General features: G+C 43.7%; 15 protein-coding genes. 8 read left to right on the top strand and 7 right to left on the bottom strand.

Translation table 11 applies throughout. The annotated features are described in order from the left end of the window. Positions 1 to 396 precede the first annotated feature (396 nt). The 5 genes from H9629_RS02485 to H9629_RS02470 all read left to right on the top strand — a co-directional run bounded on the left by H9629_RS02485 (position 397) and on the right by H9629_RS02470 (position 4,740). Positions 397 to 1,491 (top strand): OmpW/AlkL family protein, encoded by a 1,095-nt coding sequence (locus tag H9629_RS02485; RefSeq protein WP_191730473.1) that lies wholly within the window; start codon positions 397 to 399, stop codon positions 1,489 to 1,491. Positions 1,492 to 1,647: 156 nt separating this feature from the next. Then, complete coding sequence (locus H9629_RS02480) at positions 1,648 to 2,862, top strand: MFS transporter (protein ID WP_064101401.1); 1,215 nt, start codon at positions 1,648 to 1,650, stop codon at positions 2,860 to 2,862. Next, the gene (locus tag H9629_RS15450; RefSeq protein WP_263600624.1) at positions 2,855 to 2,989 is read left to right on the top strand and encodes a hypothetical protein; all 135 of its coding nucleotides are present in this window, start codon (positions 2,855 to 2,857) and stop codon (positions 2,987 to 2,989) included. The genes H9629_RS02480 and H9629_RS15450 overlap by 8 nt, the downstream gene beginning before the upstream one ends. A gap of 177 nt (positions 2,990 to 3,166) precedes the next feature. Further along, positions 3,167 to 4,132 carry a TauD/TfdA dioxygenase family protein gene (locus H9629_RS02475; RefSeq protein ID WP_064095508.1) on the top strand — a complete coding sequence of 322 codons (966 nt, stop codon included), beginning with the start codon at positions 3,167 to 3,169 and terminating at the stop codon, positions 4,130 to 4,132. A 278-nt stretch (positions 4,133 to 4,410) separates the two neighbouring features. Further along, positions 4,411 to 4,740: a four-helix bundle copper-binding protein gene (locus H9629_RS02470; protein ID WP_064095509.1), complete on the top strand. Its 330-nt coding sequence runs from the start codon at positions 4,411 to 4,413 to the stop codon at positions 4,738 to 4,740. Positions 4,741 to 4,837: 97 nt separating this feature from the next. On the opposite strand, the gene sthA is transcribed toward H9629_RS02470, so the two are convergent. Further along, positions 4,838 to 6,253, bottom strand: a complete 1,416-nt coding sequence (gene sthA, locus H9629_RS02465) for a Si-specific NAD(P)(+) transhydrogenase (protein WP_144724773.1) — start codon at positions 6,251 to 6,253, stop codon at positions 4,838 to 4,840. Between the two features lie 213 nt (positions 6,254 to 6,466). On the opposite strand from sthA, the gene lipA reads away from it, so the two are divergent. From lipA to H9629_RS02450, 3 genes are all read left to right on the top strand, one after another. Then, a complete protein-coding gene (gene lipA / locus H9629_RS02460) occupies positions 6,467 to 7,480 on the top strand; it encodes a lipoyl synthase (protein ID WP_064101402.1) in 1,014 nt (337 codons plus the stop codon). A 356-nt stretch (positions 7,481 to 7,836) separates the two neighbouring features. Next, a complete protein-coding gene (locus tag H9629_RS02455; RefSeq protein WP_064101403.1) occupies positions 7,837 to 10,341 on the top strand; it encodes an acyl-CoA dehydrogenase in 2,505 nt (834 codons plus the stop codon). Between the two features lie 167 nt (positions 10,342 to 10,508). Next, positions 10,509 to 10,892: a carboxymuconolactone decarboxylase family protein gene (locus H9629_RS02450; protein ID WP_191730472.1), complete on the top strand. Its 384-nt coding sequence runs from the start codon at positions 10,509 to 10,511 to the stop codon at positions 10,890 to 10,892. A gap of 388 nt (positions 10,893 to 11,280) precedes the next feature. On the opposite strand, the gene H9629_RS02445 is transcribed toward H9629_RS02450, so the two are convergent. The 6 genes from H9629_RS02445 to rutA form a co-directional block, all read right to left on the bottom strand. Beyond that, complete coding sequence (locus tag H9629_RS02445; RefSeq protein ID WP_064101405.1) at positions 11,281 to 12,120, bottom strand: NAD(P)-dependent oxidoreductase; 840 nt, start codon at positions 12,118 to 12,120, stop codon at positions 11,281 to 11,283. 52 nt (positions 12,121 to 12,172) lie between these two features. Further along, positions 12,173 to 13,528 (bottom strand): pyrimidine utilization transport protein G, encoded by a 1,356-nt coding sequence (gene rutG, locus H9629_RS02440; RefSeq protein ID WP_064101406.1) that lies wholly within the window; start codon positions 13,526 to 13,528, stop codon positions 12,173 to 12,175. Between the two features lie 33 nt (positions 13,529 to 13,561). Beyond that, a complete protein-coding gene (rutF, locus tag H9629_RS02435) occupies positions 13,562 to 14,080 on the bottom strand; it encodes an NADH-dependent FMN reductase RutF (RefSeq protein WP_404793537.1) in 519 nt (172 codons plus the stop codon). Positions 14,081 to 14,223: 143 nt separating this feature from the next. Next, positions 14,224 to 14,604 carry a pyrimidine utilization protein C gene (gene rutC, locus H9629_RS02430; RefSeq protein ID WP_064101408.1) on the bottom strand — a complete coding sequence of 127 codons (381 nt, stop codon included), beginning with the start codon at positions 14,602 to 14,604 and terminating at the stop codon, positions 14,224 to 14,226. 31 nt (positions 14,605 to 14,635) lie between these two features. Continuing rightward, entirely contained in the window at positions 14,636 to 15,397 is a 762-nt protein-coding gene (rutB, locus tag H9629_RS02425) for a pyrimidine utilization protein B (RefSeq protein ID WP_191730470.1), read from the bottom strand. Continuing rightward, positions 15,394 to 16,500 carry a pyrimidine utilization protein A gene (rutA, locus tag H9629_RS02420; RefSeq protein WP_064101410.1) on the bottom strand — a complete coding sequence of 369 codons (1,107 nt, stop codon included), beginning with the start codon at positions 16,498 to 16,500 and terminating at the stop codon, positions 15,394 to 15,396. Before rutA ends, rutB begins: the two co-directional genes overlap by 4 nt. Positions 16,501 to 16,692 lie beyond the last annotated feature (192 nt).

Here is a 16,692-nt window from a genome sequence, read left to right as displayed (position 1 = left end):
ACCTACTGGGTAGCAGCATCTTGGATAAATTCATTTCGACGTATTTTTTAAAATAATAAATATGCTCAGACAGACATTTACATGAACCATGCCCAGCCTAAAATTTACTTAAAATATCATGTAGATAATCAAAAATTAGTTTGATCGATAGTTGAATTAACTCCAAGCTAAACTTTCTTTATATTTACATTAAAATTAAGCAGCAAACTCCTCATTTTTCAAAGCACTTTTCTTTAAAAAAAAAACTAGGATACACATAAAGCATACAGCCGTTACCAAGATTAACTATTGATTAACTTTTAGCCTATTGTTCTATAACTGAATTTTTAAATTTAATTCACATAATTAATGAACTAGAAAAATGAATAAATACACTGGACATGGAGTTCCAAATCAATGAAAAAAATGCTGGCATGTATGGCAGGCTTGGCGACTTTACCTATGGTCGCTCATGCAGATTCCCCTTATTTTAGCTTGCAGGATGGAGATGGCTTTAAACGCTTTTCTGTATCAGTTGGTGCATTGCATGTAATGCCACAGGGTAAAGCTCAACCATTTAAGGTGAATACTGCTGTCAAAGAAAGTGAAACATCAAAAGTAGGTGACATATCAATTGCTTCAGTCAAAAATAATCTCGATCCGGAAATGGACCCCAATCTGTCCTCGTTTTTTGTCAATTTTCTGGATGCATTCAATGCAGAAACATTACCTGCAGCCTTAAGTGGGCAAGCTGAAATTTATGGACTGGAACGCTGGGATAATCCCGGTACAGGTCTGGTAGCGGATGATGTCACCACCCTAGGCATTTTAACCAACTATTATTTTACCGATAATATTTCTTTTGAAATGAAAGCCGGCATTCCACCCAAAGTGGATCTACAAGGTAGTGGTAAAATCTATGCACCATTTTCTGCACTTGCGACTCCAAGTATTGATTTGATTCCGCAAATTCCAGGTGGAATTGATTTACCTGGTATTTCATTAAAAAATGATATTTTGATTACCGACCTGGAAGCTTATGGTCCTACCGCCTCTGCTCGTGCCTGGACACCCGCATTCGAATTCCAGTATCACTTTGGTAAAACCGGGGTCAATAAATTCCGCCCTTATGTTGGTTTAGGTGTGATGTATGCCTATTTCAATGAACTGGAAATTAACTCACGTACCGAACAGGACCTGATTGCTGCAGGACATATGATTGCCGATATCAAGGAAGGAAAAGCCGGTGCTTCCTTGGACGGAACACCAAGCGCCGCCAATCCGAAAGTTGATCTGAAGGCATCCGATACTTTCGCGCCTGTGGCCACGGTCGGCTTTAGCTATGACTTTAATGACACTTGGTTTGCTGTCGGCTCGGTTACTTATGCCCATTTAAAAAATGACACCACAATTACGGTCACAGATGCGAATTTAGGTGAATTGATTCGTTCCAAAGCCGATATTGAAATTAATCCGATTCTGGCCTATGCCGGATTTGGAATGCGCTTCTAAGTTAATTTTTTACTTTTTAAAGAAAACGGCTCCGGCCGTTTTTTTTGCGAATGATATTGATAAAAAAAATTTATCTTTTGATCAATTTTTATTTAATCGTCTCTCTTGCTTGAATCGAATACTATACCTATCAACTTTTATAGGCATGAATGATGTATGGCTGACGGTCAGTTTTCCAAAGCTCTGGTTTTTATGCTCATTGGCTCCGCCATTATCTTGGCATTGTCGCTGGGCGTACGCCATGCATTCGGCCTGTATCTGGTGCCGATGAGTGAAGAATTTGGCTGGGGTCATCATGTTTTTAGTCTGGCGATTGCCATGCAAAACCTGATCTGGGGCGCAGTTCAGCCGATTACCGGGGCATTTGCCGATAAATATGGTAGCAAGATTGTCGTTGCTGTAGGTGGAGCTTTATATACAATTGGCCTGCTCCTGATGGCAGTCAGCTCGACCGGGCTACTGCTCAATCTGAGTGTAGGATTAATTCTGGGTCTCGCCCTGTCAGCTACGTCATTTCCGGTGTTATTGTCTGCAGTGGGGCGTGCAGCACCGCCAGAAAAGCGTAGTCTGGCCATGGGAATTGCCAGTGCAGCCGGATCTTTTGGCCAGTTTATCATGTTGCCTTCGACCCTTTTACTCTTACAGAATGTCGGCTGGTCAGCAGCGTTGGTGGTCAGTGCCATTCTGATTGCACTGATTGTGCCATTGGCCTGGATGCTAAAAGCACCGATGTATGTTAATCCCAATGCAGCCTCTACCCCGAATAAAGTCTCACTGAGTTTTAAACAGATTCTGGTGGTAGTAAAAAATCATAAACCATTCTGGTTTCTGGCCTTAGGCTTTTTTGTTTGTGGTTTCCAGGTGGTATTTATTGGCATCCACCTGCCTGGCTATCTGATCGATCATGGTTTTAATGCCACAACAGGTACAATTTTTCTGGCGCTAGTCGGTTTGTTTAATGTGGTAGGTACCTATACTGCCGGCTGGCTCGGTGGCAAATATTCCAAACCGCATCTGCTGATGGGGCTTTATGGTTTGCGCGGGATCGCGATTATTGCCTTTCTCATGCTGCCTCTGAGTACATGGACAGTTTATGCCTTTGGTGTCATCATGGGATTACTCTGGTTATCGACCGTTCCGCTGACCAATGGCATTGTCGCGAATATGTTTGGGGTAAAATATCTGACCATGCTCAGCGGTATTGTATTTTTCACCCATCAAGTTGGCTCATTTTTCGGTGGCTGGCTGGGTGGAGTCAACCATGATTTGAGTGGCAATTATGATGCGGTGTGGATGCTGTCAATTGTCCTCAGCATTTTTGGGGTAATGGTACATTTCTGGGTCAATGAGGAGCAAATCGTCCATGACTGATTCTCTACTGAAACTCAAAATTTCGATTACTGTAGTCCTTCTGCTTTTAATGGCTTTGTCGATTGGGCTGTGGTTTCAAACCCCAGAGCTGTTTGAATATTTTAATCAGGCTTTCTGTGCCCACTAATCTGCTGGAATATCCTCAGCAAAAAACACGCAATCCATCGCAGAATAAGTTAAATGCTGTAAAATCAGCAAAATAATAAAAATATAAGCTTCTTCATAAACTTATCACTTCTTTTGATTTTATTTCAGTCCGGAATTTTCTTAGATTCTGATTATTAAAAAATTCTGAGACTCGATAATGACCAGCTTAACCCAACTTTCACAAGCCATTCATGATGCTCCACGCTGGCATCAGCAAGATCAATTTCAACATCCGACTGAAATCAAGATTGTTCCGCAAACAGATCAGGCCTTAGGTGCAGTGGTCTATGGTCTGGATGCCCGTAAAGCACAGTCATCTGAAACCATTCTGAAATTAAAACAGGCGCTGGCCGAGCACCTGATTTTGATCTTTAAGCAGCAAAGTCTGGATGATTTACAATACTTGGCGTTTTCAACTTATTTCGGTTCCATTTTCCGCCCAGGTGCAGATACACCGGTACTGGCTGCGCAGTCAGATAGCGGTGTTCCACCCGATGTCGTTCCGGTGTCCAATGCTGTTGGTCAGGGAGATTACACCGGGCATGGTGAACTGACTCCACATGCCGATCATCAATGGACACCCCTACCTTCTTTTGGTTCCCTTCTGTATGCAATTGAACTGCCTCAGGACGGCGGTCAGACCAGCTGGATCAATACCATTAAAGCCTATGATGCACTCGATAAAGAAACCAAAGCACAAATTGATCAGCTACAACTGATTACTTACAACCCATTCGTGCGCCGTCAAAAAACTAGAGATCAGGTTGAGGATCAAGGTTATGGCAATAGCCCGCTGTATCGCTTTAAAGATCAGCCCATATTAAGTCATGCCTATCCACATCCACTGGTGCGCACTCATCCCGAATCCGGTCGTAAAGCACTTTGGCTGAATACGCATACCGAAGTTGAACTGGTCAATTATGATGATCAGGCTGGCAGCGAACTGATTGCAACATTGCGTGAGCATATTTCAAAACCTGAGTTCGCTTATGAACATCATTGGGAAGTGGGCGATATCGTGTTCTGGGACAATCAGGTGACTCTGCACTCCCGTCGTCCTTTCCCGGCTGATCAGCGCCGTTTATTGAAACGTATCAGTCTGGCAGGTAGCCGTCCATTTTAATAATAAAAACGAGAATAACGAGAAAGGTAGAACTAGCTTAAACCTTCAATAATTACAATTCATCATGTCGATCTTCCACCATTGAGACTTTGACCACCTCAATGGTTTTTTATTTTCAAGCAAAAAATTAACTTTGAATATTAGCTTTGATCCAGTCGATCTTTAACAAAACAAAGTAGCGGTTTACTTTTTCTCACTTAATCTGTCTGGTGTATTTTCCTTTTTCTGCTTAGCGTATTAGAAAATCAGCAATAAACCCCTGGAAAGAGGAAACAACAATGAATCAGCTTCAATTTTCAGATTGTGTTCAGACCTGTATGAGCTGTTCTCTCGCATGTGCCAACTGTGCCAGCGCCTGTCTTAAAGAAAAAGAGCTAGAGATGATGCGGGAATGTATCCAGCGCTGTCTGGATTGTGCAGATATTTGTCAGCTGTGTGCCCGTATGGAACAAAAGCAGTCTCCTTTCATGCATGAGATATGTGAACTTTGTGCAAAAGCATGTGACTACTGCGCAGAAGAATGTGGTCAGCACCAACATGAACATTGTCAGCAATGTGCCGAAGCATGCCGCCGTTGTGCTGAAGAATGTCGAAAAATGGCTGCCTAGCCCTCACGGTGACTGGTCAAAAGTAGCTATAAAGATTAAAAAAGAAAAACCCGCAAGATTGATCTTGCGGGTTTTTGGCTAACTTGAATGAGTCAAATTAGAATAAACGGTTCATACCATTCAGCGTTGCCACACGATAAGCTTCCGCCATAGTCGGATAGTTAAAGGTAGTTTCTACAAAGTACTTGATGGTATTGTTCGGGCTGTTCATGACTGCCTGACCAATGTGGATAATCTCAGATGCATTATTACCGAAACAATGAACACCCAAAACTTCCAGCGTTTCACGATGGAACAGAATCTTCAATTCGCCCACAGTATCACCGGTAATCTGTGCACGTGCCAGGTGACGGAACGATGCCTGACCGACTTCATATGGAATTTTCTCTTCAGTCAGCTGCTGTTCATTCTTACCAATCGAAGAAATTTCAGGAATGGTATAAATCCCGGTTGGAATATCAGTGACCGGAGCAACGTCTTTCTCGCCACTCATGTTTGCACCCGCACAACGACCTTGGTCATAGGCAGCAGAAGCCAGAGATGGCCAGCCAATCACATCACCAGCAGCATAGATATTTTCAACGTCAGTCTGATATTGATCATTTACAGTCAATTGACCACGACCGTTTGGTTTCAGGCCGACATTTTCCAGACCCAAGCCATCGGTATTGCCTGAGCGGCCGTTACACCACAAAATTGCATCTGCTTTAATTTTCTTGCCACTCTGAGTATGCAGAACGACATAATCATCAGACGTTTCAAGATAATCAATCTGTTCGTTATGACGGATCAAAACACCCTGTTCACGCAAGTGATAAGACAATGCATCAGAAATTTCATCATCCAGGTAGCTGAGCAGTTTCGGCTGGGTATTGATCAGGTCAACTTTATGCCCCAGACCAATAAAGATCGATGCATATTCGCAACCAATGACCCCTGCACCGTAAATAATGATCTTTTGGATTGTATAATCCAGATCCAGAATCTTGTCTGAATCAAATACACGCGGGTGATTAAAATCGAGAATTTCAGGACGGTAAGGACGAGAACCGGTCGCGATCACTAATTGTTTAAACTGAATCGTTTCCTTGATGCCATCCGGGGTAAATACAAAAATGGTATTTTCATCCTGAATGTAGGCACGGCCATGGAAGATATCAATTTTATTACGATCATAAAAACGCGAGTGTGTTTCAACCTGCTGTTGAATCACTTTATGTGCATTACGAAGCACCTGCTTCATGGTGAACTGTTTCCATTCACCTACTTTTTGAAACATTGGATCACGTTGATAACGGATGATGCTCGATACCGTCTGACGCAATGCTTTACTTGGAATCGTACCAACGTGGGTACAGTTACCACCTAGCTGTTCACGCATATCAACGATTGCAACACGTTTACCTGATTTGGCAAGTTTCATTGCCGCGCCTTCGCCCGCAGGGCCCGAACCTAGAACTACCGCATCATATTTAACGAAAGTCCCACTAACGACCTCTTTTTTACGTGGCATTCAACGCTCCTCAAAATTAAAAAATTTACTTTAATCTACCTGCTTATTATGACGTAAATCCTGTTGATTTGGTGTATTTAACTCACATATATTACTTGATAAGAACATTTTTTAAATGAATAGTCCTTTTTGCCCCATTTGTAGCTAAGTCCGTTATAATAAAGGCGCTATCTTTGATTATCTCCTCCCTTCAAAAACAGTGGAAAGTTAAATATGTCTGAAAACCGTAAACCAGAACAGGGTGTCAAACTTCGTGGCGCGGAAAAGGTCGCTCGTATTCCTGTAAAAGTTGTACCTACGGTTGAAACACCACGGAAGCCGGACTGGATTCGCGTCAAAATGGCAGCACCTGATGAAGTACAACGCATTAAAACTACACTTCGTCAGCAAAAATTACATACCGTATGTGAAGAAGCCGCGTGTCCAAACCTGCCTGAATGTTTTGGTGGCGGCACTGCTACCTTTATGATTATGGGGGACATCTGTACCCGTCGCTGTCCGTTCTGTGATGTGGCTCATGGCCGTCCAAATGCACTCGATGCAGATGAACCGCGTCATATGGCTGAAACCATTGCCAACCTGGGTTTGAAATATGCAGTAATTACTTCCGTAGACCGTGATGATCTGCTGGATGGTGGTGCTCAGCATTTTGTAGATTGTATTAAAGAGGCACGTGCCTTAAGCCCGAATACCCTGCTGGAAATTCTGGTGCCAGACTTCCGTGGCCGTATGGATATTGCGCTACGCATCATGACTGAGTGTCCGCCTGATGTGTTTAACCATAATATCGAAACAGTGCCACGTCTGTATAAAGCCATGCGTCCAGGTTCTGACTATCAGCACTCTTTAAACCTGCTGAAAATGTTTAAGGAATACTGCCCAGACATTCCAACCAAATGTGGACTAATGGTAGGAATTGGTGAAACTGAAGAAGAAGTGCTTGCCCTGCTTGATGATCTGCATGCGCATGGCGTGGACTATGTCACCATTGGTCAGTATTTGCAGCCTTCCAAGGAACATGCAGCGATTGACCGCTTCGTGACACCTGAAGAATTCGAACGTTATACTGAACATGGTCAAAAACTGGGCTTCCGTAATATCTGGGCAGCGCCAATGGTTCGTTCAAGCTATTTTGCCGACCGTCAATACTATGGCGAACCTGTACCATCAGTGCGTCGTAAGGTTGATCCTGCCAAGAAAATTGCAGTTCAGACAATTGAAGCTTAATTGGTTTAAATAGATGAAATAAAAGCCCTCTCAAGTAGAGGGCTTTTTAATATCTATAATTAAAATTTTACTCAGCCTTAAGCTGTTTTTTCTCTATTAGACAAAGATTAAGTCATTACTTATCTTCACATTTCTTTGCGCGTTCTCACTTGAAGAATGAGCATTTTTCAAACAATCTCAAAAATAGATAAACAACTTATCTTATTCATTTTAATACTTGAAAAAGATCATTCTCACACGTGCACTGCTGAAGCTATCCAAATCTCAAGTGACAAGAATGAATGAATTGTAATAACGAAATATCCATGAGGGATCTTGGCAAAGCCAGCTTGGTATAAATCTGGAGAAATATAACAATGCTATTTATATTTGCTGTACTACTGCTATTACTCAGTTTATGGGCTGTTTTCTATTTTCAGCTCTCGCGTAGTGCGGGTGCAATCACGCTAATTATTATGTCAGTGGTATGTGCCTTTATTAGCCCATGGTCACTTATTCTCGGTATTCCGCTCATCCTGATTAGCCTTGTAGTAATGATCGAACCTTTGCGCATGTCGTTTATTTCCAAACCGGCCTATAAAGCACTGGCCAATGCTATGCCGAGCATTAGTCCGACAGAACGCGAAGCACTGGATTCCGGAACCAGCTGGTGGGAAAAAGAGCTGTTCATGGGTGCACCGAATTGGGAAACCTTTAACAACTATCCTTATCCAAAGCTGTCGCTAGAAGAACAGGCATTTCTGGACAATGAAGTTGAAACCTTGTGCAGCATGCTGGATGAATGGGAAATTTATGAGCAAAAAGCGCTGCCTGAGCACATCTGGCAATACATCAAAGACCATGGTTTTCTGGGTCTGATTATTCCCAAAGAATACGGTGGTCGCGCCTTCAGCTCCTTTGCCCAAAGCCGGGTGATGAGCAAGATTTCCTCCCGCTCGCTCACCACAGCCGTGAGTTGCATGGTGCCAAACTCTCTTGGTCCGGGTGAGTTATTGTTGCATTACGGTACTGAAGAACAGAAAAACCGTTATTTGCCAGGTCTGGCGCGCGGTGAAGAAATTCCCTGTTTTGGTCTGACCAGCCCGGAGGCCGGTTCGGATGCCGGTGCGATTCCTGATACCGGTGTAGTCTGCTATGGTCAGTTTGAAGGCCAGGAAGTTCTGGGCTTGAGAATGAATTTTTCCAAACGCTGGATTACGTTAGCCCCAATTGCAACAGTCGTAGGCCTGGCCTTTAAAATGTATGATCCTGATCATCTCCTGGGTGAACAGACTGAATACGGCATTACCTGTGCCCTGCTCCCTGCCAGTCATGAAGGCGTAATAGTGGGACCACGGCATAACCCGGGACCACCATTCATGAATGGTACGGTTGAAGGTAAAGATGTCTTTATTCCACTGGACTGGATTATTGGTGGCGTCAAAAATGCCGGTAAAGGATGGCGCATGCTGATGGAATGTCTGGCAGTCGGTCGTGGCATTTCCCTACCAGCGCTGTCTACGTCTACGGCAGAAATGACTTATTTAAATGTGGGTGCTTTCTCTCGTATCCGTCAGCAATTCAAAATTTCAGTCGGTAAGTTTGAGGGGGTACAGGAAGCCAATAGTGAAATCGCCAGTGATACCTATATGCTGGAAGCCTTCCGTTATCTGGTCACCTGTGGTCTGAATCAGGGTGGCAAGCCTGCAGTAATGACGGCGATTGCCAAATATTATGCGACAGAAGGTATGCGTAAAGTGGTCAATCACGGTATGGATGTGGTCGGTGGCCGCGCCATTCAGATGGGTCCGCGCAACTTTCTGGCGCCTTACTATCAGGCAATTCCAGTCTCCATTACCGTTGAAGGTGCCAATATTCTTAGTCGTTCCCTGATGATTTTCGGTCAGGGTTCAATGCGTTGCCATCCTTATCTTTATGAAGAATTACAGCTTTTACAGGCTGAAGATCGGGCTGCCGCTCTAAACCCTTTCGATGACCTGCTTTTTAAACATTTGGGATACACCTTTAACCGGACTGCCCGCTCCTTTGCCTATGCCTTTACAGGTGGCTCCAGTGCTGCACCGCAAAGTGCGGTTGACTTTACCCATCCTTATTACAAAGTGATTAACCGGCTGAGTGCCAACTTTGCCCTGACCGCGGATATGTGCCTAGGATTACTCGCGGGTGATATCAAACGTAAGGAAATGCTTTCGGGTCGTCTGGCCGACATTCATGCTCACCTGTTTATTGCATCGGCAATTCTCAAGTTTTTTGAGCATAGTAAAAAAACTGAAGATGAGCGTTTACATGCACAGCTTGCGGTAGAAAAGTCTCTGTATACAGCGCAAGAAGCATTTTTTGACCTGTTTGCCAACTTTCCATCAGGTGCAGCAGCAGGTATGGTCAAACTGTTATGTTTCCCATTTGGCCGTCCGGTACAGAAACCATCAGACTATCTGAAACAACAGGTAGCGAACAGTATGATGGAAGACAATGCTTTCCGGCAGTCACTCAAAAAACATGTCTACTATAATATCAATGAAAATGATGTCACTGGCCGTATGGAATCAACTTTCAATCTGCTCCTAGAGATTGAAAAGCTCTGGGATCGCTTTAAAAAAGCTGAAAATAAAGGACAATTTAAAGGACTTAGTTTTGCTGAGCATGTAGCCGATGCACATCAACAAGGCTTTATTAATGATCAGGAAGCAGAAAAACTGGTGCACTATAATGCGCGCCGTTATGACAGCATGTTGACCGATGTATTTGATCTGCAATTGAATGAGGTATTAGAGCTTGAGAATCCGTATCTCATCAAGGAAGATGCTAAAGGAACGGATACTTCAGTGCAAACTGATCCTTCACACTCAGTATCACCTTAAATAAAACTTAGATTTAAGATGTCATAAATTCCAGAGTGAAGTCATTTTATTGCTTTACTCTGGAAGCTTTACAAGTGGCTTTTCTGCCACTTTTTTACGACTATGGCACGATAGTATTTTAGCTTAAAAGCGTTAAGCTAAAGCAATAATAGAATTGAGGATAAAGCATGTCACAACAAGATTATGAAAATGGCTTGAAAGTCCGTACCGAAGTAATGGGGGAAAGTTTTGTGCAGCGTGCTCAGAAAAATACCGTGCCTTTTACCCAGCCTCTACAGGACTGGATTAATGAACATGCCTGGGGTTCGACCTGGCAACGTGAAGGTGTTTTACCACGTAAATATCGTTCTTTAATTACCATTGCCTTCCTAACCGCGCAAAAAAGTCCCACTGAACTGAAAGGCCATGTGCGAGGTGCGCTGAATAATGGCGCAACGGTTGAGGAAATTCAGGAAGTGCTGCTGCATAGTCTGCCTTACTGCGGTGCACCGGCGACTCAGGAAGCATTTCGTGCGGCGCTTGAGGTGATTCAGGAATATGAAGCGAATTAAGAGACCTAAATATCAGTGTATTAGAGCTCTTTCATAAATAATTCTTAATGATTAAAAATTATTTATGAAATTCCCGCTCCTCATAGGAGAGGTTCTTTATAAAAAATCTCTCATCCTCTTGCGGAGCATGCTCCTCACCCCTAAGGGAGAGGGAACATTAAATATGAATGGACGATCATTTTCTAATTCATAAAAGAAATCTATTTATTTAAATTGCTCAAATATCAGTTAAATTCAAAACTGCTTAGGCTATTTAAAGTAATGCTTAATAAGAAAGCCGAGAGTTGTTAAATTCCCGGCTTTTCATATTTTTGATAATAAATCTGTCGTTATGGATTTAATTCAAAATTAATAGGTTCTCTATGAATAGCAATTTATAAGAAAGACTTTAATCCCTTAATTCAATTTGCGTACGTTGTTCCAACCCTTGTACCGCAGCGGAAAAATCCAGCTGACTGGCCTGAGGTCTGGTAATCTGTTGAAACTGTTGTTGCACCAATGACATGACTGATAAATCCAGTTGCTGCTGTTGCACCAGTTCCAAAGCAATACCAATATCTTTCTGCAATAAATCCAGCGCAAAGGTTTTATGAAACTCACGGCTCAGTACACGCTGCGCCATGATATTTTCCGACATGCTGCTTTTACCGCTGGAATGATTAATACAGTTCAAGGCACTGCTTAAATCAACTCCCTGTCCTTTCAGTACAGTTAAGCCTTCAGCCAGTGCCCATAAATGGGTAGCCATCAAAGTATTGTTAACGGCTTTCACTGCAAAACCGGAACCACTTTCTCCTACATACTCAATCAACCCAGCAAAAGCAGCAATGACCGGTTTGGCTTGTTCAAAGGCAGCTTTATTTCCTCCCACCATCACGGTTAAAGTACCTTTTTCTGCGCCAATGGTCTGACCGGATACTGGAGCATCCAGATAATAACTTCCCTGCTGCTCCAATCGTTGTGCCAGTTTTTGGGCTGATTCTGGTACACCGCTAGTACAGTCAATCCAGATTGCACCTGGCTTGGGTGGATGTGCAGCGATTAGATTTTCGACATCCTGACTGGTGGGTAAGCAGGAAAAGATAAAGTCGGCTTGAACCGCCTGCTCAATACTGACAGCCTGAGTGGCGAAAAGTGTGGCATGCTCTACAGCTTTCTGTTCAGACCGGTTCCAGACCCAAACCGGGTGTCCGAGTTTTGGCAAATGGGAAGCCATATGCCAGCCCATTGCGCCGAGTCCTAAAAATGCAATTGTATGACTCAAAAGATACTCCTTATATTTAAGCAACCGGTTTCACTTCAATGTCCGTTGCGGTTGATGCAGATACAGGCGATTCTTTATCTTCCCCACGATTCAGGAACAGATTAAGTAAAATCGCAGCCAGAGTCGCAGTGCCAATCCCACCTAAATCAAAGCTACCAATCTGCAAGCTATAATTACCTGTACCCATAATCAGACACACTGCGCCAATGATCATTGTGCTGTTCTTGGTAAAGTCAATACGGTTATCTATCCAGATTTTGGCACCTGCAACCGTAATCAGACCGAATACTACAATCGAGGCTCCGCCAAGCAAGGCCACAGGAATCGTACTGATCACCGCACCAAATTTCGGTGAAAGCCCGAGCAAGATAGCGAATATCCCGGCAAAGACAAACACAGTGGTTGTATACACTTTGGTCACTGCCATAACACCGATATTTTCAGCATAGGTGGTCATTCCCGTACCTCCCACAGAAGCGGATAAGGAAGTACAAACACCATCTGCAAAGAAACCGCGTCCCATATACGGCGACAGATTTTTACCAGTCATTGCAGATACTGCCTTAAAGTGTCCCAAATTTTCTGCCACCAGAATAATGGCCACCGGTGCAATCATCAGCATGGCATTCATTTCAAAGACTGGACTCTGGAAAGTCGGCAGACCAAACCATGCCGCTTCACTGACTTTGCTGAAATCAATTGCAGGCCCGAAGCCCATCACATTGGTGAAAAGAAAATAAAGTAGATAGGAAGACAATAAGCCGAGTAACAGCAGCAGACGGCGCACCATTCCGCGGGTAAACACGGCAATCACACTGATACAGAGAATGGTGACCAATGCCATCCAGGAATCAAACTGGTTAGCAGATACACTTTTGATCGCGACCGGTGCAAGATGCAGACCGATAATCATCACGATGACGCCCGTAACCACGGGTGGCATCAGCTTTTCAATCCAGGCTGTGCCAGTTTTCATGACCAGCAAACCAATCAAGGCATAAACAATACCGCAGGCAATGGTTCCGCCAAGTGCGAGCGCAATATTGGAATTCGCACCTACTCCTGAATAGCCGGTAACCGCTACCACGGCACCAATAAATGCAAAACTCGACCCCAGATAACTCGGCAACCGGCCGCCAGTGATCAAGAAAAATAAAATGGTGCCAATCCCGGTAATAAAAATTGTGAGATTGGGATCAAACCCCATTAAAAGTGGCGCTAGTACGGTTGCCCCAAACATCGCAAACACATGCTGTAACCCGAGAATAATACTTTTCCCAGCGGGCAGATATTCGTCTGTTTGCACTGGTGTTGAATCGATATTGCCTTGGTAAGGCTTAAATTTTGGAAACCACGATTCTTTTTCTTGCATGGGCTTCCCCTCCTTGATTAGGATTGAATTGATTTAGCACATTTTGTGTGGCTCACAGTAAGAACGGTTAAAGTACATCAGCGCATTGCCTTGACGCTGGCACATGGCTTTCACTTCACAGAACAGCACGTCATGACTGCCTACAGATACTTGCTGCACCACCTCACAGTCAAAACTGACCAAGGCATCCTCAAGTACAGGTGACTGGGTCAGCAACGTTTTCCAGTTCCCCTGACTGAAACGCTCTGCCATAGGTGTTTTTCCACCAAACAGATTGGATAAATGCTGCTGATGTGATGCTAAGGTATTCACACACAACACCTGATTATTTTTAAAAGTTTCATAAACTGATGCTGAACGGTTCAGACAGACCAGCAAAGTCGGCGGCGTATCAGTCACACTACACACGGCGGATGCGGTAAATCCAGCCATGCCTGAACGACCTTGTGTAGTAATCACATTCACTGCCGCACCCAGATTGGACATGCCCTGACGGAAAATCTGCTGATCGACCTGGGTAAACACTTCAGCTGCGTTTTCAGTCTTTACCACCTTATTTAATGCACTGTTTTCTGCAACTGCTTCTGTAATCATTTTAGACAATTTGGCATTCATGCTGTTCTCCTCCGCCCCAAGTCAGTTTTCAGTGACAGACTTAGGGCTGATATAGATGAAATTGAATCAGGTGGTTCGGCTTAAACATGGGCAATCGAGGCGATTTCGACCAGTGCATCCGGTTTTACCAGGCCAGTCTGTACGCAATATCGTGCCGGTTTATCTCCCGGAAAATACTCTGCATAAACGGTATTAATTGCTGCATAATCTGCCCAGTCTTTGACAAACACATGATTGAAAGTGACGTCATCCATGCTGCCACCGGCTTCTTCAATGACACGTTTGATGGTTTCCAGAATATGACGGGTCTGGGCTGCCGCATCACCGACATGCACAACGTTATTATTTTCATCAAAAGCCAGCGTGCCTGACACATAGACAATATTGTCTGCCTTGGTTGCCGGTACAAACGGTGCTAATGGTTTTGAAGTTCCTGCTGGAATAATGACTTCTTTAGGCATACTGTTTTCCTTAATCTTGATATTTAACTTCTTAAGCGCTTTTAGCTAATCCAGTTTCTTTAAGTGATTCACTTTCTTTTTGAAAGGTATCGACAAAATTTGAGGTATCCGACACCCAGCCAAAGAAGGTCTTGATGTTGTACAGGCTGGCTTCGTGGGCTTCGACTGGACCGGCCTGATGGCAAGCATCCGCCAGCGCCACGCCAAAATATTCCAGAAAGAAACCATCACGCAGCGTCGACTCCACGCAGACATTGGTGGCAATTCCGACAAAAACTAGGTTACGGATACCACGAACACGCAACATGCTGTCCAGTGCGGTATTAAAGAAACCGCTATAGCGAGGTTTTTCAATGACCAGATCTTGTGGTAGTGGCTGTAACTCATCAATCAGGTCAAAGTCCCAGCCCCCTTTGGCCAGTAATTGCCCCTGTAATTCGGGACGTTTGCGCATGGTCTTTAAAGCATTGGATTTATGGAAATTTGGAGAATCCTTACCACCTGCTTCCTTATATTCTGCATCCCAGCCATTTTTAAAATAGATGACCTGAATACCGGCCGCATGCGCAGCATCGACTGCTTTCTTGATATTTTCGACCACGGGTTTGGTCTTTGAGACATCAAAACCCGCCAGATCCAGATAGCCACCCTGCGAGGTATAAGCATTCTGCATATCAATCACAATCAGGGCAGTCTGTTCTGGTGCCAGACGGATCGATTCAGGTTCCGCCTTGAGCACTTTGCCCGTGCCTAATGCTTCAGTAAAGCCTACAGATACGATGTGCTCACTCATGCGCTTTTCTCCAAAACGGGTGCTGTATCTTCAATCACAATATGTTCACGGCACTTCATTAATGGCTGGATTTTCTGACCGAAATCTTCCACACCCTGAACGAAATCATCAAAAGTCAGCAGCACACCTTCTGTACCTTTGATTTCGCCAATTTCATCCAACATTCGTGCCACATTTTTATAAGAACCTACCAAAGTTCCCATATTGATATTTACAGGAGATACGCTAGAAGCCATTTGACGGATATTGGTATCTGTACCGGAAGTCGTGTCTTTCCCACCTTGATTCATCAACCAGTTAATCGCTTCCATATCGGCACCATCGTTATAATGCTGCCATTTAGCCTGAGCTTCTTCATCAGTTTCGGCTGCAATCACCATAAACAGCACATACGTCTGCACATCACGACCAGTAAGGTCGGTTTTTTCTTTTAAGCGATCATTAATTTCTGCATAAGCCGTTGGAGTATTCAGCCCTTTACCAAAAACAAAGTTGTAGTCGGCGTATTGCGCAGAAAATTCCAGACCGGCATCAGACTGACCTGCACAGATGATTTTCATATCGGCTTGCGGGCGCGGACTAACACGGCAGTCTTCCATCTGGAAATGCTCACCTTTAAAGTCGGATTTTCCGTTTGCCCAAAGCTCACGCAAAATTTGTACATATTCAGATAGATATTCATAGCGTTTGCCAAAATACTCATTGCCTGGCCACATGCCCATCTGGGTGTATTCAGGCGGCTGCCAGCCAGTCACTACATTTAGCCCAAATCGGCCATTAGAAATCGAGTCAATGGTAGATGCCATGCGCGCTACAATTGCAGGTGGCATGACTAGAGTTGCAGCTGTTGCATAAATTTGAATTTTGCTGGTAACAGCAGCAAGGCCGGCCATCAGGGTGAAAGTTTCCAGGTTATGTTCCCAGAATTCAGTCTTGCCACCAAAGCCACGCAACTTGATCATGGAAAGTGCGAAATCGAAACCATAGTGTTCAGCGCGCTGCACGATTTGTTTGTTTAACTCAAAAGTCGGCATATATTGTGGTGCATTTTCAGAGAGTAACCAGCCGTTGTTTCCAATTGGACAGAAGACACCTATTTTCATTTTCACACCTCATTATTTTTTAACACTTATTCAAAATCTTGAATCCACTACGGGAGTCTTATTTACAATATAAACATTGCAAACCGTGTGCCAACTATATTTATTCATTTTATTTCAATAACTTAATATTTATTTTTTTGAATTTTTAGTAAAATAACTATTTTTAAGCATGAATCAATTTCGCTCACTATG

Origin of the sequence: Acinetobacter pecorum (genome assembly GCF_014837015.1) — a bacterium.
GTDB lineage: Bacteria > Pseudomonadota > Gammaproteobacteria > Pseudomonadales > Moraxellaceae > Acinetobacter > Acinetobacter pecorum.
Note: the sequence above shows the minus strand (reverse complement) of the source record. Positions and strands in the feature narration are given on the sequence as shown.